Origin of the sequence: Nocardia neocaledoniensis (assembly GCF_029868625.1) — a bacterium.
GTDB classification, from domain to species: Bacteria; Actinomycetota; Actinomycetes; order Mycobacteriales; family Mycobacteriaceae; genus Nocardia; species Nocardia neocaledoniensis_A.
Map to the genome: position 1 here is coordinate 1 of NZ_JARWOJ010000084.1, position 20245 is coordinate 20245.

Genomic DNA, 20245 nt, shown 5'->3' on the forward strand with positions numbered 1-20245 from the left:
TGGCATAACGCCATCGATGCCCACGGAGGCGGGGGCGGCGGCGGCGTGACCCGCCGCCGCGACGGCCGCCGTGGCGGCGGCCGCCGCGCAGATGCCGAGACGCACTGACCGTGTCTTCATGAGCAGACCTCCGAGTCGTAGGGATGTGCGGCGCGTGTACCCGGCATCCGCGCAGCGAACCAGCGAGGTGTCTCAGCCGTGCCGACGGCGGTAGGCCGCGGCGGCGCCCGGGTGCAGCGGGACCGTGCCGGTACCGATGAGGAAGCGGCTGTCGAGGAACTGGGTGCCCGCGGCCTCGGCGGGAACGAGGGCGTCCGCGTGCCGGACCAGCAGGTCGACGATGGCGCCCGCGGTCTCGTCGGGCAGGGTCGACGTGGCGAGGAGCAGGTTCGCCACGCCGATCGTGTGGATCGCCGGGCTGCCGGGGTAGGCGTCGGCGGGAATGGCGACGCGGTCGTAGACGGGGCCGTAGGCCTCCCGCATCGGTGCGGCCAGGGCGCCCAGGTCGATCAGCCGCATGGTGCCGGGCACGGTGAGCGCGGCGGTCGGCACGCCACCGGCCCACAGCAGGGCGTCGATGGTGCCGTCGGTCAGTGCCTGGGCCGCCGCACGCAACGGCTGGTGTTCGACCGCGACGTCGGCGGGGCCGAGACCGGCGGTGCTCAGCAGGCGCTCACCGGTGACCGCGGCGCCGGAACCGGCGGCGCCAAGGTTGACGCGGCGTCCACGCAGGTCGGTGACCTGCGTGAGCGGACCGCCGGCGCGAACCGCCAGCTGGAGATAGTTCTCGTACACCCGGCCCAGTGCCACGACGCGTCCGCCGAAATCGCTCGCGGAGTCGGCCAGCGCCAGTGCGGTGCCGACCTCCCCGTCGGCGACCATCCGGAGGTTCTGCTGGGAGCCCGCGGTCGCCACCGGCTCGATGCGGAGGTCGCCGGTCTCGTCCGCCGCGGCCGCCAGCAGCTGAGCGAAGGCGAAGTAGAAGCCGCCGTCCTCGCCGGAGGCCAGCCGGACCGTCGCTGGGCTGTTCGTGCCGCAGCCGAACACACCCGCCGACGCCAGCGCGGCCAGGGCAAGCATCCGGCGACGGCTGATCGGCGCGCCGCTCATCGCGCCACCGCCGGGACTCGGACCGCGACAGCGAGACCGTGCGGGTGCACCGTCTCGACCGTCAGCTGCCCCCCACGTGCCTTCGCCAGTGCCTGCGCGATCGACAGGCCGAGACCCGTGCCGCCCGCGGCCGCCGTGGAACCGCGGAAGAACCGGGCGGTGAGCCGGTCGAGTTCGTCGGGGGCGACGCCGGCACCGTCGTCGGCGACGCGCACCGTCACCGCATTCGCCTCGCCCGCCACGGTGACGACCGTGTGGGCGCCCGCGCCCGCGTACCGGCACGCATTGCTCAGCGCCACATCGAGAATCTGGGCGAGCGCGGCGTCGCTGATCGCGGCCACGACACGATCGCCGGCACGCGCGCTCAACCGAACCCCCGCCTCCTCGAACGCGGAGGCCCACGCGTCGATGCGGTCGTCCACGACCTGTGCTGGATCGCAGTTCTCCTCGGCGGAGGCCGCCGCGCCGAACGATGCGGGTGCCTCGGCGACGGCCAGCCGCAGCAGATCGTCGAGCAGCGCGGTCAGCCGTTCCACCTCCGCGGTGGCACCGAGGAAGGTCGCCGACGCGGCGGCGGGCACGGCGGCCTCCAATGAGTCGAGCCGAATCGTCAAGGCGGCGAGGGGATTCCGCATCGCATGGGCGGTGTCGGCGACGAGCTGATGTTGCGCGTCCGCGGAATCGGCCACGGCGGTGGCCATCGCGTCGACGGACTCGGCGAGTGCCCTGACCTCGGGCGGACCGCCGTATCGCCGGGTGATCGGAGCGCGCCCACGCGGCTTCGGCAGCGTCGCGGTGAGGTCGGCGACCGCGTCCGACATGGCGGCCAGCGGGCGCAGCACCCACCGGCTCAGCACCAGCGCCAGCAGCACGAACACCACCATCGCGCCGAGGGCGCCGAGCGCGATCACCGCCCACATCCGGGCGATCGCCGTGCGCGCGGCCGCCGTGGACGCCTCGATCACGACGGCGCCGTTCACCTGCACGCCCGTGCCGACCGGGCGTGCGATGAGCATGACCGGCGCGCTCCACGGCGTGAGCCGATCCACCTGCTGGGGACGCTGGTTGCGGCGGGCCGCGGCCACCGCGGCCCGGATCCGTGGATCGTCCACCGCGACACCGGCGTTCACGATCGGCGCCCCGCGGGCGTCGACGACGAGCACGTTCTCGCCGTACAGCTCGTGGTAGCGGGTGACCTCGTCGGCCAGTGCCCGCACGCCGCCGGCCGACCCGGCCGCGTCGGCCAGGGTGGCGAAGCGGTCGGCATCACCGGAGCGGCCGAGCACCAACTGCTGGGTGCGGCTGGTCGCGGCGGTCAGCGACAACGGCACCGCGAACGCCAGCACCGCGAGGGCGGCGAACACGGTCAGCGCGCTCAGCAGCCTGCGCCGCACAGCGCTCCTCCGGTGCTCACTCGCCCCACCGATATCCGTAGCCGCGGATGGTGGTGATCAGCCCCGGCCGACCCAGTTTGGCGCGCAGTCCGGTCATGTGGACATCGAGCGAGCGCGAGACCGCGACGAACGCGTCGCCCCAGATGCGGTCCATCAGCTGCTGCCTGCTCACCGCCGCGCCCGGCCGCTCCACCAGCACTTCGACGAGCTCGAACTCCTTCTGGGTCAGGGCGATCGGCGCACCCGCCACCTCGACCACGCGGGCACGCAGGTCCACCCGGACATCGCCGGTGACGACCTCCGTCCTGGCCCGCACGGCGACGGCGACGGCCCGGCGCAGCACGGTCTCGAGCCGCGCCATCAGCTCGGCGATGCGCGGCGGTTTGACGACATAGTCGTCCGCGCCGCCGCGCAGGCCCCGGACGATGGACCGTTCGTCGCTGCGGGCGGTGAGGATCAGCACCGGAATCGCGCTGACCTCACGCAGCTGACGCAGGATCTGCAATCCGTCGGCGTCGGGCAGACCGAGGTCGAGGAGCACAGCGTCGTAGTCGCGGTGGGCGATGAGCAGATCGGCGCCGCGGCGCAGGCGCTCGGCGCGGTAGCCCCGCGCGGTGAGCGCCTCCACCAGGGCATCGCCCACTCCGTCGTCGTCCTCGACCACCGCAAGCCGCACGCGCCGATCCTCCCACAGGGGCAGGACCGGCGCGGATGCCGGACGGTCAGCCACGGACGGTGGCCATTTCGGGTTCCGGCTCGACCGGGACGGCGCCCTCGGCGTCGATGGTCGATTCGGCCGAGGTCTCCCGCATGTAGTAGTAGGTGAGCAGCGAGATCGCGACGCACCCGGCGACGTAGAAGAAGTACAGCGACTCGTGACCGGCCTTCTTCAGGGCCAGGGCGATCATCTCGGCGGTGCCACCGAACACCGCGACGGTCAGCGCGTAGGGCAGCCCGACGCCGAGCGCGCGGATCTTGGTGGGGAACAGTTCGGCCTTGACGATCGAGTTGATCGAGGTGTAGCCGGTGACGATCACCAGCGCGGTCATCATCAGGCCGAAGGCCGCGAACGGGTTCGAGGTGTGCGCGAGCGCCGACATGATCGGCACCGTCAGCACGGTGCCGGAGGCTCCGAAGAAGATGAGCAGCTTGCGCCGCCCGACCCGGTCCGAGAGCCCGCCCGCGATCGGCTGCAGCACCACGAACAACAGCAGCGCGACGAAGTTGATCCAGGCCACGGTGTCCTTGGAGATGCCCGAGGTGTTGATCATGAACTTCTGCATGTAGGTCGTGTAGGTGTAGAACGCCACGGTGCCGCCCATGGTCAGGCCGACCACCAGCAGGCATTCCCGCGGGTACTGCAGCAACACCCGCAGCGAGCCGCGTGCGCCGCTGGTGGCCTCCACCGTGGACTCGGCCGAACCGGCGACGGCCTTGAACGAATCCGATTCGTCCATGCCGCGCCGCAGCAGCATCACCACGATCGCGCCGCCCGCGCCGATCAGGAACGGGATGCGCCAGCCCCAGCTGTACATCTGCTCGGCGGTGAGCACCTGCTGCAGGACGATCTGCACGCCGAGGGCGGTGAGCTGGCCCGCGACCAGGGTCACGTACTGGAAGCTGGAGTAGAAGCCGCGACGGCCGGGGGAGGCCACCTCCGAGAGGTAGGTGGCGCTGGTGGCGTACTCGCCGCCGACCGAGAGGCCCTGCAGCAGCCGTGCCATGAGCAGCAGGACCGGCGCCGCGATGCCGATCGTGCCGAATCCGGGCGTCACCGCGATCATCAGCGATCCGGCGGCCATCACGGTGACCGACAGGGTCAGGGCGGCGCGGCGGCCGAACCGGTCGGCGTAGCGCCCGAGCGCCCAGCCGCCGATCGGACGCATGATGAAGCCGACCGCGAACACCGCCGCCGTCGAGAGCAACTGCGCCGTGGGATCGCCGTCGGGGAAGAACGCCTTCGCGAAGTACACGCTGAACGCGGCGTAGACGTACCAGTCGTACCACTCGACGAGGTTGCCGATCGAGCCACGCAGCACATTCGCCACTACTCGCCGTTCCCCACCTGCCTGTGTCGTTGTCACCTTGGACCTCCTCTGTCAGCGCGGCATTGCGCCGCCGGAGACCACTGTGTCGGCGGTCACACGGCGAGCGGAAGCCGCGCGGGAGGTTCCTAACGTTCCCTTAGGACGATCGCCGGATCAGCCGGCCGCCGGGTAGTTCTCCGCCCGGAGCAGCCGGGGCGAGGTGGGCGGCATTGCGGGTCATGGTGCGGGTGGCCGCGCGGACCGGGTCGGGCGCGACCGAGGACAGATGACCGAGCCGGGTCGGGGTGGCGCGTCCGGGATTCGGACCGCGGGGCGAGCCGAGCGCTGTTGCCACGACGACGTCGTTGGCGTCGCGGCGCAGCGCTTCGACTCGCTCCCGCGGTATGCCGGTGTCGACACCGTGTACCGAAATGAATGGGTCGTCGGCGCCCGTATGCATCCGGTCGGCCGAGTCCCACACCAGCGAGATTCCCGCGACGGCGCGCTCGAAACGGGGTCGTCGGCGGATCGTTACCGGCGCGCGGATCGGCGCCGTTCGAGCACCGGCCGCACCAGCCAGGTGACGACGAACAGCGCGCCGAACAGCACCCCGGCCACGATCGCGGCGACCGGCCCCGCGACCACGTCGAACAGCAGGACCGCCACCCCGACCAGCGCGATGCCGAGCAGGGCGACCCCGCCGAGCGCGAGTTGATGCGAGGAATCGACCAGCCACTCGAGCTGATGGCGCCGGAACACGATCCGATGCGCCGCCACCGGCGCGACCAGCAACGCGGTCGCGCCGATCGAGGCCGACAGCACGACGAGATACAGCACCCGCATGGGGGTACTCATCGCGTCGAACCGCGGCTGGAACGGCAGCACGATCAAGAATCCGGTCAGCAGCTGGACCCCGGTCTGCACGACCCGCAGTTCCTGCAGCAACGACGCCCAGTTCCGGTCGAGGCGCTGGATGTGGTTCTCGCCACGGACATCGAGATTCCAGGAGGAGTCGTCCATCGGTCATCACCTCGCGCTGCGCGTTTCCTGATCGCCGGCCACAGGGCGGGCATACCCACTTCCTGGTCGTCGGCACGGCCCCGATTCGGATTCACGCGGCCGGGTACGCGCGCCCTGTGAACGAGCCGACCGAGGAAAGGTGGTCATCATGGCCGTCTGCGACACCTGCGGCAACGAGTACGCCCGGGCCTTCACCGTGAGCCGGGACAGCGAGAGCTGGACTTTCGACAGTATCGAGTGCGCCGCGTCGAAAATCGCGCCCAGTTGCGCGCACTGCGGCTGCCGGGTACTCGGCCACGGCGTCGAATCCGCCGACACCGTGTATTGCTGTGCCAACTGCGCCCGCCACGCGGGCCACGACGCGCTGGTCGACAGCGCCTGAATTCCCGTAGTCCAGGAAAGGAACATCCATGCCCCAGCACACCCTGACCGGAAAACGCGTCGCCATTCTCGCCACCGACGGAGTGGAGCAGGTCGAACTCGTCCAGCCGCGGGCCGCGGTCGAGGACGCGGGCGCGACCACCGCGTTGCTGTCACTGGAATCCGGCAGCATCCAGGCGATGAATCACGATGTGGAAAAGGGCGACACGTTCCCGGTGGATCAGGTCGTCGCCGAGGCGAGCCCCGACGACTTCGACGCGCTCCTGCTCCCCGGTGGCACCACCAATCCCGACAAACTCCGGCAGGACGCGTCGGCGGTCGGGTTCGTGAAGGAATTCGTCGCCACCGGAAAACCGATCGGCGTGATCTGCCACGGGCCGTGGACGCTCGTGGAAGCCGATGCCGTGCGTGGCCGGACGCTGACGTCGTACCCCAGTGTGCGCACCGATATCCGCAATGCGGGCGGCACGGTGGTCGACGAGGAAGTCGTGACCGACAACGGGCTCGTTTCCAGCCGTAATCCCGGTGACCTGCCCGCATTCTGCGCGAAAATCGTCGAGGAATTCGCCGAGGGTAGGCACTGACCTCGCGACTGCGCTGATTGAGAATTTCCGGCCGGGCTATATCCGCGGTGTGATGGTATTCCGAATTCCGGGCGTCTATCGCCCGCAGGCCGACACCTGGTTGCTGGCCGAGACCCTGCGGCGGGCTCCGCTGCCCCGCGGCGGTTCCGTGCTCGACGTCTGCGCGGGCACCGGCATTCTCGGCTGCACCGCGGCGGGACTGCTGGGCGCGGAGCTGACCGCGGTGGACATCTCGCGCCGGGCCCTGCTGTCGGCCTGGTTCAACTGCCGGGTCAGGCGGGTCCCGGTGCGACTGGTGCACGGCGGCTTCGAGACCGCGCGCGCCCTGCCCCGCTTCGACGTGGTGGTGGCGAACCCGCCCTACGTGCCCGCGCCGGGGACGCCGAGCCGCGGTCGCGCCAGGGCGTGGGATGCCGGGCCGGACGGCCGCAGCGTGCTGGACCGGCTGTGCGCCACGTTGCCCGATCTGCTGACCGAGCGGGGCGTGGCGCTCATCGTGCACTCGGCGCTCAGTGATGCCGAGCGCACCGTGACGCAGCTGCGGGCCGGCCTGGCCGGGGCCGCGGTGATCGCCCGGGCGAGCGTCCCGTTCGGTCCGGTCCTGCGCGCCAGGTCGGCGTGGCTCGCCGAACGCGGTCTGATCGAGACATCCCAGCAGGCCGAGGAATTGGTGGTGATCCGTGCCGAACGAGAACCCAGTGCCCAGCTCGCCCCGCTCCCGTGACCGGCGCCGGGTGCAGTACACCGCCGACGGTCCCGCGCTGATCGAGGGCCCGGTGGAACTGCACATGCCCGACGGCCGGGTGGTGCGAAGCGACCGCTTCGTGGTGGCGCTGTGCCTGTGCCGCCGCTCGGCGAACTATCCGCTGTGCGACACCAGTCATCGCCGGACCAGGAGGCAGGCCTCATGACCGCCGCACGCGCGCTTCCCGCTCCCCGCGGTGAATTGTCCGCCGCCACAGCGGAAGTGCTGCTGAGAGACCCGGGGAGTCCGCTTCCGGCGCTCGCTCCGGGGCACGACTGCGACGAGGACCTGCTGTTGGCCCTGCACACCTGCTACGAGCTGCATTACCACGGATTCACCGACGTGGACGAGGACTGGGAGTGGGATCCCGGCCTGCTGGCATGGCGGGCCGCCCTCGAAGCGGTCCTGCTCGCCGACCTGCGCGAACACGTCCCCGGTGGCGACGACGTGCACGCCGAACTCGACCGCCTGCTCACCGCGCCGCGCACCGAGCCCGACATTCCCGGATTCCTCACCGAACAGGGCGATCCCGATCTGCTGCGCGAGTACTTCGTCCACCGCTCGATCTACCACCACATCGAGGCCGACCCGTACGCGTGGGTCATCCCGCGGCTGCGCGGTGATCCGAAAGCGGCGCTGGTGGCCGTCGAGTTCGACGAGTTCGGCGGCGGCCGCGGCGAGAACGTGCACGCCCAGCTCTACGCCGACCTCCTCGCCGGGGCCGGCCTCGATCCCGGCTACCTGCACTATCTCGACGACGTGGGCGCGCCCATGCTCGCCCTGGTCGACATGATGTCGTTGTTCGGGCTGCACCGTTCGTTGCGCGCGGCGACCGTCGGCCACTTCGCGTCCGTGGAGATCAGCTCCTCGCCCGCCTCGCGGCGGCTGGCCGAGGTCGTCGGCGCACTCCTTCCGCACCCGGACTGCGTACGGTTCTACACCGAGCACGTCGAGGCCGACGCCGTGCACGAACAGGTCATGCGCCATCGCGTCATCGACGGTCTGCTCGCCGCCGATCCCGCTCACGCGGCGGGCATCGTGTTCGGTATCCAGGCCACCGACCTGCTCGAGAGCCGCTTCACCGACCACGTGCTCGGCGCGTGGCAGCGGGGTCACAGCTCACTGCGGACGGACCGCTCGCTTTCGACACTGTAGGTTTTCGTGCGAAATGCGGCATCAGCGCGGCGGTGCGTGATCGCGCCGTCGCGGGTGGGGAATCGGCGAGCCGCCCCGATACCGCGCTGGTGCGGGCCCTGCTGCTCGGTCCGCTGTACGCGTGGCTGATCGTGCTGGGCGAAGACCCGGCCCGCGTCCCCGAACCGATCCGCGTGGCCGCGACGACAGCGGCGAACGTGCTCACCGCGAGCCTGCTTCCCACGTAGACGCGTCCGATCGCCACGTTCGCCCGGTCATGGCCGTGCTCGCAACGAGAGGGCTATCGCCGTCGGGGTGGTGACGAGCTGGGGTCGGGACACCGCCGCACACGCGAAACAAGCACTGCCCCTTGACTTTGTGATGTAAACCGCAGGGTTGCTGCGGTTGTTGCCAGGACCACACCCTGTGGCTCACCATGGAACTCGACGTATCTGAATTCGAGGAAACATCGTGACGCACTTCGCCGCCCGTCTCAACGAGCTCTTCGAGAATGCCGCCGCGCCGGGTGTGCCGCAGTGTACGAACCGGCACGTCGCCCGTACGCTGCGCGCGGCCGGGCACCGGATCTCCGCGCCGTATCTCTCGCAGCTCCGCTCCGGCGACCGGTGCAATCCGTCCCCGAAAACCGTTGCGGCGCTGGCGGAGTACTTCAAGGTCGAACCCGCGTACTTCTTCGTCACCGAGCTGCCGGATCCGACCGCCGACGATCATCTGATCATCCGGCGCCTCGAGCTCGCGCAACCGCGGGTCCTGCTGACCCGCGTGATCGGGCTGTCCTCGGAATCCCTCGACATCCTCGTCACGATGGCCGAGCGGCTGCGGGCCGGCGAAGGACTGCTGGACGACGTTCATCACGATGCGTGAAAGCGCTGTGTGTCAAGGGTTCTCGATCCTGCCGCCGAGATCGTCGCGGCCGTGCTGTTCCGGGTCGCGCAGCCGGTCCGACCGAACCGGCCCGACCGGCTGAGTCACCGTGGTGTGACGCCGTACGCCGCGACGGTGGCGGAGGACGGCGGTGCCGGGTCGTGCGTGTACAGGGTGGCGGGTCCGAGGCGCCGCGCGAGGCCGACGAGCAGTGCGGCGCAACCCAGTCCGGACAGCACCAGGCCGGTGCCGAAGAGGGCGGGGTAGCCGAACAGGTCGCCGACGATGCCCGCCGCCATGCCGGCCATGCCCTGCACCACGACGATGGCGCAGGCCAGCAGGGTGTAATCGGTGCCCGCGTAGTCGGAGTCGGCGGCATCCATCATGAGCGCGAACACCGCGACCGTCGCCGCGCCGCCGAAGACGTGCTCGGCGAGGGAGGCCGCGACGAGGAGTTCGAACCCGCCCAGCCCGAGAGCGGCGACCAGATACAGGGCGATACTCGCGGTCTGGGTGACACCGCCGAGGAGCAGGGCACGCCGCCGGCCGAAACGGTAGGCGAGCCATCCGCCGACGGCGGCACCGGCCAACGCCCCGGCCGAGGAGAGCACACCCTTGACGAGGGCGATCTGACCGAGATCGAGCCCGGCATCGGACAGGAACGGTCCGGTGAGCGCCGCGGCCATCGAGTCGCCGAACTTGAACGCCCCGATCAGCGCGACGAAGGTCAGCACGCCGGGCCTGCGCAGGCGGGTCAACCAGGCCACGGGCATCCGCGCCGCGCGCGGCCGCGGCGGGCGATCGGTGACCGGTTCCCGCAGCAGCCACACCGGGACCGTCGTGACCAGGATCAGCGCGGCCATCGCCAGGAACAACAGCCGCCAGCCGGAGACGGCGAACAGCCACAGCAGCGCGCCGCCACCGACGATCATCCCGATCCGGTACGCGCCCACCTGGATACCGTTGCCGAGACCGCGCTCGCGCGGCCCGAGCAGGCGCACGGCCAGGCCGTCGGTGGCGACATCCTGGGTCGCCGAGAGCAGGTTCACCACCACGATCCCGACGAACAGCCAGCGCAGCGAGGCGGACAGGTCCAGGCAGGCCAGCAGCATCGCGACCGCCGCCGCGGTCAGCTGCAGTGCGAGCAGCCAGGCGCGGCGGCTGCCGTACCGGTCGACATAGGGCGCCCACAGGAATTTCAGCGCCCACGGCAGGAACAGCACACCCGAGGCGCTGATCGCCACCAGCGAGAACCCGGATTCGCGCAGCACCACGGGCAGTGCCTGGGTGAAGAAGCCGAACGGCAGACCCTGGGCGAAGTACAGCGACGACAGCAACGCCAGCGTGCTCGCGGTGATCACACCCGGACGGGTGGTGGTGCTCATGGGGTCATCGTCGCAGAACGAGCGCCCGCGCGCCGAGCGCACCCATTGTGATCGCGCTGCGCGCAACCGGTGAGCCCGCGGCCCGGCCGGGTCATGGTGAGGACATGACATCCACAGAGAAGACACGCGTCGCCGATTCCGCGCTGGACGAGCTGTTCGCCCCGATCTTCGCCCGCATCGCCGAGGGCGCCGTCGCCCGCGAGACCGATCGGGAACTCGCGCACACCGAGATCGCCGCGCTGCGGGCCGCCCGCTTCGGCGCGCTGCGGGTGCCGGTGGAGTACGGCGGCCACGGCGCGAGTGTGCGGCAGCTGTTCCGGCAGCTCATCGCCCTGGCCGCCGCCGAATCGAACCTGCCGCAGGCGTTGCGCGTGCATTTCTCCTTCGTCGAGGACCAGTTGCTCGCCGCCACCGGGCCGGGGCGGGAGCGCTGGTTGCGCGCGATCAGCGCGGGCACTCTGGTGGGCAACGCCATCACCGAACCGGGCGTCGGTGCCGTCGACCGCTACCGGACCCGGCTCACCCGCGACGGTGCGCACTGGCGACTCGACGGCACCAAGTACTACAGCACCGGTTCGCTGTACGCCGACCACATCCTCGTCGCCGCGGATCGCGACGGCGAACGGGTGGGCGTGCTCGTCGGCGCCCGTGCCGACGGCGTCCGGCAGCACGACGACTGGGACGGCTTCGGGCAGCGCCTCACCGCCAGCGGCACCACCGAATTCACCGGGGTCCGCGTCACCGACGAACAGATCCTCGGCCCCGGGTACGGCGTGCCAGGACCCACCTACGCCACCGCCTATCTCCAACTGGTCCAGCTGGCCGTGCTCGCAGGCATCGCGCAACGTGCCGAAAGCGATGTGCGCGAATGGGTCTCGCGTCGCACGCGCGGCTACTCCCACTCGGCCGCCGATCTGCCCCGCCACGATCCGCTCGTGCAGCAGGTGATCGGGAAGCTGTCCGCGGCGAGCTTCGCCGCCCGCGCGACGGTGCTCGCCGTCGCCGACCTGCTCGACGAGGTGCTGGCGGCAGGCGCCACCGACGAGCGCGCGCTGACCGAGGTGGAACTGGCCGCCGCCCAGGCCCAGCTCGCGGTGATCGACACCGTGCTGCCCGCGACGAGCCTGCTGTTCGAGGTCGGCGGGGCGTCGATCGTGTCCGAAGGCCTTCGCCTGGATCGGCACTGGCGCAACGCGCGGACGGTCTCCGTGCACAATCCGGCGATCCAGAAGGCCCGGGTGGTGGGCGATCACCTGCTCAACGGCACCGACCTGCCGTTCGGCTGGAGCGCGGGCGAGCGGGCCGCGGGGGAGGAGAACCGATGACGCGCCGGATCCGGTTCAACGCCTTCGACATGAACTGCGTGGCCCACCAGTCGCCCGGGCTGTGGCGTCACCCCGACGACCAGTCGCACCGCTACAAGGAGCTGGGCTACTGGACCGAGCTCGCCCGCCTGCTCGAGCGGGGCCGCTTCGACGGACTGTTCATCGCCGACGTCCTCGGCATCTACGACGCGTACGGCGGCAACGACATCGCCGCGTTGCGTCAGGCCGCGCAGGTGCCGGTGGCCGACCCCCTGCTGCTGGTGACCGCGATGGCCGCGGCGACCGAGCACCTGGGCTTCGGCATCACCACCGGCACCGGGTTCGAGCATCCGTTCCCGTTCGCCCGGCGCCTGTCCACCCTCGACCACCTCACCGACGGCCGGATCGGCTGGAACGTGGTGACGGGCTACCTGCCCTCGGCCGCGCGCAACATGGGCGCCGACGACCAGCTCGACCACGACGATCGCTACGACCAGGCCGACGAGTACCTCGAGGTCCTCTACAAACTCTGGGAAGGCTCGTGGGAGGACGACGCCGTGGTCCGCGACGCGGCGAGCGGGGTCTACGTCGATCCGGCCAAGGTGCACCACATCGGCCACCGCGGACGGCATTTCAGTGTGCCGGGCATCCACCTGTCCGAGCCCTCACCGCAGCGCACGCCGGTGATCTACCAGGCGGGCGCCTCGCCGCGCGGGGTGCGCTTCGCCGCGGAGAACGCCGAGGCGATCTTCGTCGCGGCCCCGTCGAAACGCGTACTCACCCAGACGGTGTCGCGGATCAGGGACGCGCTCGAGCAGGCGGGCCGTGACCGCTACGCCGCTAGGGTGTACGCGCTGGCCACCATCGTCACCGATGCCACCGACGCGGCCGCGCGCGCCAAACACGAGGAGTACCTGTCCTACGCGAGTGTCGAGGGCGGACTGGTGTTCATGTCGGGGTGGATGGGGATCGACCTGTCGCGCTACGACCTCGACGATCCCATCGGCGAGGTGCACAGCAACGCCATCCAGTCGGCGGTCGCCGCCTTCCAGGAGTTCGACGACGACGGGCGCGAGTGGACCGTGCGCGACATCGGCCGCTGGGCGGGTATCGGCGGGATGGGCCCGGTGTTCGTCGGGTCGGGGGAGACCGTCGCCGACCAGTTGCAGGACTGGGTGGCCGACACCGACCTCGACGGATTCAACCTGGCCTACGCGATCACGCCGGGAACCTTCGAAGACATTGTGCGGTACGTGGTCCCGGTGCTGACCGCACGCGGTGCCTATGCCGGCGAGTACCCCGGTGGCACCCTGCGGCACGCGCTGTTCGGCGCGGGCGATCGGCTCCCGGAGGAGCATCGGGGCGCGAGTTACCGGGTGGGCGGGCCGAATTCGACCGTGCTGCCCGAGGCGGAAGCCCGGCCGGGTTCGGCCATCGACTCCCGCTGAGTACAACCCTGCTGCGGCGGACCGGAATCCCGCACCATTCCGGTATGACATCGCAGAATCCCGTTTCACGTTCCACGCGTTCGGCCGCGATCGTCGGCGCCGGACAGACCGGCGTCTCCGCGGCGCTAGGTCTGCTCGACGCCGGCTTCGCGGTCACGCTCTACAGTGACCGCGACCAGCCCGCCCTCCGCGACGACGTTCCGGCCACCGGTACCGCCCTGGAATTCGGTGTGGCGCAACAGGCCGAGCTGGCCCTCGGGCTGGACACCTACACCGCCAGGGCGCCGCGCCACACCGGGCTCAGCGTTCGCCTGGTCGATCCGGACCGCAATGAACTGATCGCCTTCGACGGCGCGTTCGACGGCTACGTCGGCGTCGCGGTCGACACCAGGCTCAAGGCCGACGAGCGGCTCACCGCGTTCCGCGAACGCGGCGGCCGGTTCGTCGTCGAGCAGGTCACCCCGGAAACCCTGGACGGCATCGCCGCCGCACACGACCTGACCCTCGTCGCGACCGGGCGCGCCGGCCTGTCCGACCTGTTCCCGATCGATACCGGTCGCACCGTCTACGACGCGCCGCAGCGGCGGCTGCTCACCGTGACGGTGACCGGTCTCGGCCACGATCCCGGCGTCTTCGCCCATCGCGGTCCGGCCGGCGGCGCGCACAGCGGATTCTCCATCTTCGCCGATCAGGGCGAGGGCTGGTGGGGTCCCTACCTGCACAAGGACGCGGGCCCCAGCTGGGCGTTCCTGGGCTGGGCGCGGCCGGGCAGCGAATGGGAACGCCGCTTCGCCACCGCGGATTCGGCGGCGTCGGCCCACCGGGTGGTCACCGAGCTCTACCGCGACTACGCGGACTGGGACCTGCCGGAGGTGCTGGCCACCACCGTGATCGAGGACGACCCGCATTCGTGGCTCACCGGTGCGGTCCGGCCGGTGGTGCGCGCGGGCGTCGGCCGCACGGCGAGCGGGCACCCCGTCGCGTCGCTGGGCGACACCTCGGTGGCCTACGACCCGATCGCCGGGCAGGGCGCGCAGAGCGGCCTGATCCAGGCCCAGCGTCTGGTCGCCGCCGCCGCGGTGCACGACGGCGCCTTCGACGAGGCCTGGATCGCGGCGCGCTACGCCGAATTCCTCGCCGCCCGCGGCGATGCCGCCGCGAAGGTGACCCGCCTGTTCCTCAGCGACCCGGCGTTCGCCGACATCGGCGGCCAGTTCTTCGCCGCCGCCGCGGTCGACGCCCGGTTCGCCTCGGCCCTGGTCGGCCTGCTGCACCAGCCGCAGCCCTTCCTCGGCATCGAGACCGCCGAGCAGGCGGGGGCCTACATCGAGCAGGTCACCGGTGTTCCCGCCGCGGACCTGCTGGCCCGGTTCCAACCGGCGGGGCGCTTCGCGCGGTCCGGATACGAGGGCGCGCTCACGCGAGCGTGAACCCTGATCGTCCTGTGCGACAACGATGATGGCCGCCAGGTGGGGCGACGCCGTCCGGGGATCGGCAGGTCCCCGGCGGCGCTCCCACCCGGCGGCGGTCTCGCGGCTCCCGCTCTGTGGTCATCGGTGTTCCCGTCGCGGGGGCCGCGTGGGAGCGTGGAGGGGGAGTGCTGTCGTTCGAGGAAGGTCGCCGTCGATGCGGGGAATCAATCACATCGTGTTGTTCGTGGCGGACCTGCCGCGCAGTATCGGCTTCTACGAGGACGTGCTCGGGTTCGAGCGGCTACCCGAGTCGTTTCCCGGTGGCGCGTTCCTGCGTCATCCCGGCTCGGCAAACGATCACGACCTCGGCCTGTTCCAGGCCGGGACGCCCGCGGCGCCCGCGGGCTCGGTGGGTCTCTACCACGTGGCCTGGGAAGTCGACACGCTGTCGGAGCTCGCCGAGGTCCGGGATCGGCTCGCGGCCTCGCGCGCGCTGACCGGAGCCGGCGACCATGGCTCCACCAAGGCCCTCTACGCCCGCGACCCCGACGGCATCGAATTCGAGGTGTGCTGGCTGGTGCCCGACGAGTACGTCGAGGACGCGCTGGCTCCCGGCACCGCCCTGACCGCCCCCTTGGACATCACCGCCCAGATCGACCGGTACGGCGCCACGACACCGGGCGGCCCACGCACCGATCCGCAGGTCTGGGCGCGCGTCGCGGCGCGGCGGGCGGCGACCTCCTGAGGCCCGCGCCCGCGCCGTGTCATGGTGGGTAGGGTGCCCGGTGACGAGGAGGTGCTGATGGGTGCAGGCAACGAGCGGATCCCCAGCCGCTGGGAGGAGCTCACGGCCGCGGATCCGGCGCATTCGACCTGGTACGTCGAGCGGTTCCGGAACCTCGCCGCACAGGGGGAGGACATCGTCGGCGAGGCGCGGATGGTCGACGCGATGCTCGGGCGCGGCAGCCGGGTCCTCGACGCCGGCTGCGGAGCAGGCCGGACGGGCGGCTATCTCGCCGAGGCCGGACACACCGTCGTCGGGGTGGACGTGGACCCGGTGCTGATCGAGGCGGCGCGCGCGGATCACCCCGGCCCCACGTGGCTGGTGGGCGACCTCGCCGAGCTGGATCTCCCCGCCCGGGGCGTCGCGGGCGATTTCGACCTGATCGTGTGCGCGGGCAATGTGATGACCTTCCTCGCGCCCGTCACGCGGCGGACGGTGCTGGCGGGGTTCGCCCGGCATCTCGGGTCGCGCGGGCGCGCGGTGATCGGGTTCGGCGCCGAACGTGGTTACCCGTTCCCCGCCTTCCTCGCCGATGCCGAATCGTCCGGTCTCGCCACCGATCTGCTGCTGTCGACGTGGGATCTGCGACCCTTCACCGAGGACTCCGACTTCCTGGTCGCGGTGCTGTCGCGCGCGCACTGAGCGCTGCCCTTCCCCCTTCTACTGTATACCCGATTTTGGGCCCTCATGAGGCGCCGAATCGTCGTCCATAATCGCTCGCGGAATACCGAAACCACCAGGTGAGGAGTAGCGCGATGGCGTATGTGCTCGACTTCGGCGACATCGATCGGAACCAGGTCGCGATCGTCGGCGGCAAAGGCGCGAACCTCGGCGAGCTCGCCCGCGTCGACGGTGTCGTGGTGCCCGACGGGTTCTGCGTGACGACCGAGGCCTTCGCCGCGACGGTGGCCGCGGCGCCGTCGCTCGACGCGCTGCTCGGCGAGCTGTCCGGGCTCGCGCCCGAGGACCGCGCGGGGATCGCCGGGCTCAGCGCCCGGCTGCGGCACACCGTCGAAGCCCTGGCGATCCCCGACGCGGTGGCCGCCGAGATCCGCGCCGCGCACGCCCGGTTCGGCGCCGAGGACGCCTACGCGGTGCGCTCCAGCGCCACGGCCGAGGACCTGCCGACCGCGTCGTTCGCCGGCCAGCAGGACAGCTACCTGAACGTGGCGGCCGCCGAGGCGATCCTGGACCACGTCCGCCGCTGCTGGGGTTCGCTGTTCACCGAGCGGGCGATCACCTACCGCCTGCGAAACGGCTTCGACAGCAGGAAGATCCGGATGGCGGTCGTCGTCCAGCGGATGGTGTTCGCGCGCGCCGCCGGCATCATGGTCACGGCCGACCCGGTCACCTCCGACCGCACGGTCGTGTCCATCGACGCCGGCTTCGGCCTGGGCGAGGCCCTCGTGTCCGGTCTGGTGAACGCCGATGTCTACCGGGTGCGCGACGATACCGTGACCAGCGCGTCGATCGCCACCAAGAAGCTCGCCGTGCGCCCGGCGCCCGGCGGCGGCACCGAGGTGTGTGAGCTCACGGACGGGTCCCGTACCGAGCGGGTGCTCACGGACGACCAGGTGCTGCGGCTGGCGCGGCTCGGACGACGGATCGAAGCGCACTTCGGCACCCCACAGGACATCGAATGGTGTTGCGACGGTTCGGAGTTCCGCATCGTGCAGAGCAGGCCGATCACCACCCTGTTCCCGATCCCCGACGCCGGGGACACCGCGAACCGGGTCTACGTCTCGGTGGGGCACCAGCAGATGATGACCGACGCGATGAAGCCGCTCGGACTCTCGGTCTGGCAGCTGACCAGCCCGGCCGCGATGCGCGACGCGGGCGGACGGCTCTTCGTCGACGTCACCGCGGCGCTCTCCGCGCCCGCGACCCGCGCCGCCGTGGTCGACGGGCTCGGCAAGTCCGACCCGCTGATCGGCGACGCCCTGCGCACCGTCCTCGACCGCGACGACTTCCTGCCCCTCGCGCCGACTCCCGATCCGGCCACCGCGCCGGCCGCGCCGGCACCGGAACCCGTGCCGACCGACCCGGCGATCGTCGCCGAGCTGATCGCGCACTGCGAGACCTACGTGACCGACTTGCGGCGGGCGATCGAACCGCTGGCGGGTCCGCCGCTGCTGGACTTCATCGAGAACGACATCAAGCAGTTGCGGCGCACGCTGTTCCTGCCGCGCAACCTCCAGGTGATCAACGCCGCCATCGACGCCACCTGGTGGCTCAACGACCGGCTGGGCGAATGGCTGGGGGAGAAGAACGCCGCCGACGTCCTCACCCAGTCGGTCCCCGGGAATGTGACCTCCGAGATGGGGCTGGCGCTGCTCGATGTCGCCGACGTGATCCGCCCGCTGCCCGAGGTCGTGGCGTACCTGACCGAGGTCGAGCAGCACGGTGCCGACGCCGGCTTCCTCGACGAGCTCGCCCGTCGCCCCGGCGGGCCCGCGGCCCTGGCGGCGCTCGAGGGCTTTCTGGAGCGGTACGGCATGCGCTGCGTCGGCGAGATCGACATCACCAGGCCGCGCTGGCGGGAACGCCCCGCCACCCTCGTACCGACCCTTCTCGGCAATGTGCGCACATTCGCCCCCGGCGCCGGACAGCGGCGTTTCGAGGACGGACTGCGCGCGGCCGAACAGGCGAAACATGAACTCCTGCAGCGTGTCCTGGCCCTGCCGGACGGTGCTCGCAAGGCCGAGGAGACCGCGGCGATGATCGAGCGCGTCCGCACCTTCGCCGGCTATCGGGAGTATCCGAAGTACGCGATGGTGAGCTGCTACTTCGTTTACAAGCAGGCCTTGCTCCGCGAGGCCGGCCGCCTGGTCCAGGCGGGAGTGCTGGACGATCCCGAGGACATCTACTACCTGCGGTTCGACGAACTCGCCGAGGTCGTCCGCACCCGGCGGGTACGCCCGGACCTGCTCGACGAGCGCAAGGAGGCGTTCCGCTCCTACCAGTCGCTCACCGCGCCACGGGTGCTCACCTCCGACGGCGAGGCGCTCACCGGCGCGTACCGGCGCGACGACCTGCCCGTGGGCGCGTTGCCCGGCATGGCCGTCTCGGCCGGGACCGTCGAGGGGCGTGCCCGTGTGCTCACCGACATCGCCCAGGCCGACCTCGCGGCGGGCGACATCCTGGTCACCGCCTACACCGATCCCAGCTGGACTCCGCTGTTCGTGGCGATCGCCGGACTGGTGACCGAGGTCGGTGGCGTGATGACCCACGGCGCGGTGATCGCCCGCGAATACGGGTTGCCCGCCGTCGTCGGCGTGGAACACGCCACCGCGCTGATCCGCGACGGCCAGCGCATCCGGGTGCACGGCACGGACGGCTACGTGGAGATCCTCGCGGAGTGACCACGGTTGCCGCACGCGGGGGCCGGGCCGGTACCGTCTGGAACCCGGCCCCGTACGCGGCGCCGAACCCGGACCGCGCGGCCGGAACTCGCGCGAACGAGGTGTCCGCACCCCGGACGTCGGTCGGTCTCGGAGAAGGAAACCTGTTGTGCTGCAGATGATCATCGTCGGCGCGCTGGCCGCACCGGTGCACTGGCTGCTCTACCGGCGCCTGGTGGTCGCCACCGGTGTGCCACGCCGATCCGCGATCGCGGCGGGGATCGCGCTCGGCCTGCTGTGGGTCGCGGCCGTGATCGCGCTCGGCGCGGGCAGCGTGTACGCGCCGGGCCCGGTCCGGCCGGTGGTGTGGCTGGGTTACACGTGGTTCGTGGTGCTGCTCTACCTGCTGCTCGGACTGCTGGTGATCGGGATGGTGCTGCTGGTCCTCCGGCTCACCGGCTCGACCCGGCGCACCCGCCTGCTCCGGGTGCTGTCGGCCGTGGCGGTCGTGGCCTCGCTCGGCGCGGTCGGCGTGGGTGTGGTGCAGGCGGAGAACATTCGCGTCGTCGAGACCGAGGCGCGCTTCGCCGATCTGCCCCGGCAGTTCGACGGGCTCCGGGTGGCCGTGGTGTCGGACCTGCACGTCGGCGCCGCCCGGGGGCCGGGCTTCACCGCGCGGATCGTCGACCTGGTGAACGCGCAGCGTCCCGACCTCATCGTGCTGCCCGGCGACCTGCTGGACGGTGCGGTCGACCTGGTCAGCGCCGACATCGCGCCGCTGGCCGAGCTGCGCGCGCGGTACGGGGTCATCGGGGTCGCCGGCAATCATGAGGGATACGTCGACGAGGTGGGCTCCTGGCTGGACCACTGGGAGACCCTCGGCATGAAGACACTGCGCAACACCAGGACCGACCTGTCGATCGATGGCGCCTCGATCGACATCGCCGGCGTCTACGACTACGCCGCCCCGGCGCCGTACGCCGCGGATCTCGACGCCGCGCTCGCCGGCGTCGACCCGGCGCGCTTCACACTGCTGCTCGCCCACCAGCCGCGCCAGGCGCCCGCGGCGGGCGCCCGCGACGTCGACCTGCAGCTGTCCGGCCACACCCACGGCGGCCAGCTGTGGCCGTTCGTGTATCCGGTGCGCTGGGCCAATCCGACGGTGTCGGGCTGGGACCGCTTCGGCGACATGCGCATCTACACCACTGTCGGCGCCGGTGCGTGGGGGCCGCCGGTCCGGCTCGGTGTGCCGCCCGAGATCGTCGTCCTCACCCTGCGCACCGCCTGAACC

At 71.3% G+C, this 20245-nt stretch carries 21 protein-coding genes; 14 read left to right on the forward strand and 7 right to left on the reverse strand.

Annotated elements, in window-relative coordinates; all coding sequences use genetic code 11:
• Positions 1-192: 192 nt before the first annotated feature.
• The 6 genes from QH270_RS05345 to QH270_RS05370 all read right to left on the reverse strand — a co-directional run bounded on the left by QH270_RS05345 (position 193) and on the right by QH270_RS05370 (position 5551).
• Positions 193-1110 (reverse strand): TAXI family TRAP transporter solute-binding subunit, encoded by a 918-nt coding sequence (locus tag QH270_RS05345; RefSeq protein ID WP_280339230.1) that lies wholly within the window; start codon positions 1108-1110, stop codon positions 193-195.
• A complete protein-coding gene (locus tag QH270_RS05350; RefSeq protein ID WP_280339231.1) occupies positions 1107-2504 on the reverse strand; it encodes a sensor histidine kinase in 1398 nt (465 codons plus the stop codon). The genes QH270_RS05345 and QH270_RS05350 overlap by 4 nt, the downstream gene beginning before the upstream one ends.
• 16 nt (positions 2505-2520) lie before the next feature.
• Positions 2521-3180: a response regulator transcription factor gene (locus tag QH270_RS05355; protein ID WP_280339233.1), complete on the reverse strand. Its 660-nt coding sequence runs from the start codon at positions 3178-3180 to the stop codon at positions 2521-2523.
• A gap of 46 nt (positions 3181-3226) precedes the next feature.
• A complete protein-coding gene (locus QH270_RS05360; RefSeq protein WP_280339234.1) occupies positions 3227-4588 on the reverse strand; it encodes an MFS transporter in 1362 nt (453 codons plus the stop codon).
• A gap of 100 nt (positions 4589-4688) precedes the next feature.
• A complete protein-coding gene (locus QH270_RS05365) occupies positions 4689-5012 on the reverse strand; it encodes a hypothetical protein (RefSeq protein ID WP_280339235.1) in 324 nt (107 codons plus the stop codon).
• A 50-nt stretch (positions 5013-5062) separates the two neighbouring features.
• Positions 5063-5551 (reverse strand): DUF6328 family protein, encoded by a 489-nt coding sequence (locus tag QH270_RS05370; protein WP_280339236.1) that lies wholly within the window; start codon positions 5549-5551, stop codon positions 5063-5065.
• A 148-nt stretch (positions 5552-5699) separates the two neighbouring features.
• Here QH270_RS05370 and QH270_RS05375 point away from each other — a divergent pair, with 148 nt between their 5' ends.
• The 7 genes from QH270_RS05375 (at position 5700) to QH270_RS05405 (ending at position 9280) form a co-directional block, all read left to right on the forward strand.
• On the forward strand, positions 5700-5933 hold the full coding sequence (locus tag QH270_RS05375; RefSeq protein WP_110040114.1) for a hypothetical protein: 234 nt from the start codon (positions 5700-5702) through the stop codon (positions 5931-5933).
• 28 nt (positions 5934-5961) lie between these two features.
• The gene (locus tag QH270_RS05380) at positions 5962-6516 is read left to right on the forward strand and encodes a type 1 glutamine amidotransferase domain-containing protein (RefSeq protein ID WP_280339238.1); all 555 of its coding nucleotides are present in this window, start codon (positions 5962-5964) and stop codon (positions 6514-6516) included.
• Positions 6517-6568: 52 nt separating this feature from the next.
• The gene (locus QH270_RS05385) at positions 6569-7240 is read left to right on the forward strand and encodes a methyltransferase (protein WP_280339269.1); all 672 of its coding nucleotides are present in this window, start codon (positions 6569-6571) and stop codon (positions 7238-7240) included.
• Complete coding sequence (locus QH270_RS05390; protein ID WP_280339239.1) at positions 7215-7427, forward strand: CDGSH iron-sulfur domain-containing protein; 213 nt, start codon at positions 7215-7217, stop codon at positions 7425-7427. Before QH270_RS05385 ends, QH270_RS05390 begins: the two co-directional genes overlap by 26 nt.
• Positions 7424-8416, forward strand: a complete 993-nt coding sequence (locus QH270_RS05395) for an iron-containing redox enzyme family protein (protein ID WP_280339240.1) — start codon at positions 7424-7426, stop codon at positions 8414-8416. The genes QH270_RS05390 and QH270_RS05395 overlap by 4 nt, the downstream gene beginning before the upstream one ends.
• Before the next feature lie 32 nt (positions 8417-8448).
• Positions 8449-8643: a hypothetical protein gene (locus tag QH270_RS05400; protein WP_280339241.1), complete on the forward strand. Its 195-nt coding sequence runs from the start codon at positions 8449-8451 to the stop codon at positions 8641-8643.
• 223 nt (positions 8644-8866) lie between these two features.
• Positions 8867-9280 (forward strand): helix-turn-helix transcriptional regulator, encoded by a 414-nt coding sequence (locus QH270_RS05405; protein WP_280339242.1) that lies wholly within the window; start codon positions 8867-8869, stop codon positions 9278-9280.
• Between the two features lie 104 nt (positions 9281-9384).
• Here QH270_RS05405 and QH270_RS05410 read toward each other — a convergent pair whose 3' ends face one another.
• Positions 9385-10665 (reverse strand): MFS transporter, encoded by a 1281-nt coding sequence (locus tag QH270_RS05410; RefSeq protein WP_280339243.1) that lies wholly within the window; start codon positions 10663-10665, stop codon positions 9385-9387.
• A 104-nt stretch (positions 10666-10769) separates the two neighbouring features.
• Between QH270_RS05410 and QH270_RS05415 the strand changes: the two genes are divergently transcribed.
• The 7 genes from QH270_RS05415 to QH270_RS05445 all read left to right on the forward strand — a co-directional run bounded on the left by QH270_RS05415 (position 10770) and on the right by QH270_RS05445 (position 20242).
• Complete coding sequence (locus QH270_RS05415; RefSeq protein WP_280339244.1) at positions 10770-11990, forward strand: acyl-CoA dehydrogenase family protein; 1221 nt, start codon at positions 10770-10772, stop codon at positions 11988-11990.
• Complete coding sequence (locus tag QH270_RS05420; RefSeq protein ID WP_280339245.1) at positions 11987-13417, forward strand: LLM class flavin-dependent oxidoreductase; 1431 nt, start codon at positions 11987-11989, stop codon at positions 13415-13417. The genes QH270_RS05415 and QH270_RS05420 overlap by 4 nt, the downstream gene beginning before the upstream one ends.
• A gap of 44 nt (positions 13418-13461) precedes the next feature.
• Positions 13462-14847 (forward strand): styrene monooxygenase/indole monooxygenase family protein, encoded by a 1386-nt coding sequence (locus tag QH270_RS05425; RefSeq protein ID WP_280339246.1) that lies wholly within the window; start codon positions 13462-13464, stop codon positions 14845-14847.
• Positions 14848-15043: 196 nt separating this feature from the next.
• Positions 15044-15574 carry a VOC family protein gene (locus QH270_RS05430; RefSeq protein ID WP_280339247.1) on the forward strand — a complete coding sequence of 177 codons (531 nt, stop codon included), beginning with the start codon at positions 15044-15046 and terminating at the stop codon, positions 15572-15574.
• Positions 15575-15631: 57 nt separating this feature from the next.
• Positions 15632-16255, forward strand: coding sequence for a class I SAM-dependent methyltransferase (locus QH270_RS05435; RefSeq protein ID WP_280339248.1), 624 nt, complete (start codon positions 15632-15634; stop codon positions 16253-16255).
• 113 nt (positions 16256-16368) lie between these two features.
• Positions 16369-18975 carry a rifamycin-inactivating phosphotransferase gene (rph, locus tag QH270_RS05440; RefSeq protein WP_280339249.1) on the forward strand — a complete coding sequence of 869 codons (2607 nt, stop codon included), beginning with the start codon at positions 16369-16371 and terminating at the stop codon, positions 18973-18975.
• A gap of 148 nt (positions 18976-19123) precedes the next feature.
• Positions 19124-20242 carry a metallophosphoesterase gene (locus tag QH270_RS05445; protein WP_432420296.1) on the forward strand — a complete coding sequence of 373 codons (1119 nt, stop codon included), beginning with the start codon at positions 19124-19126 and terminating at the stop codon, positions 20240-20242.
• Positions 20243-20245 lie beyond the last annotated feature (3 nt).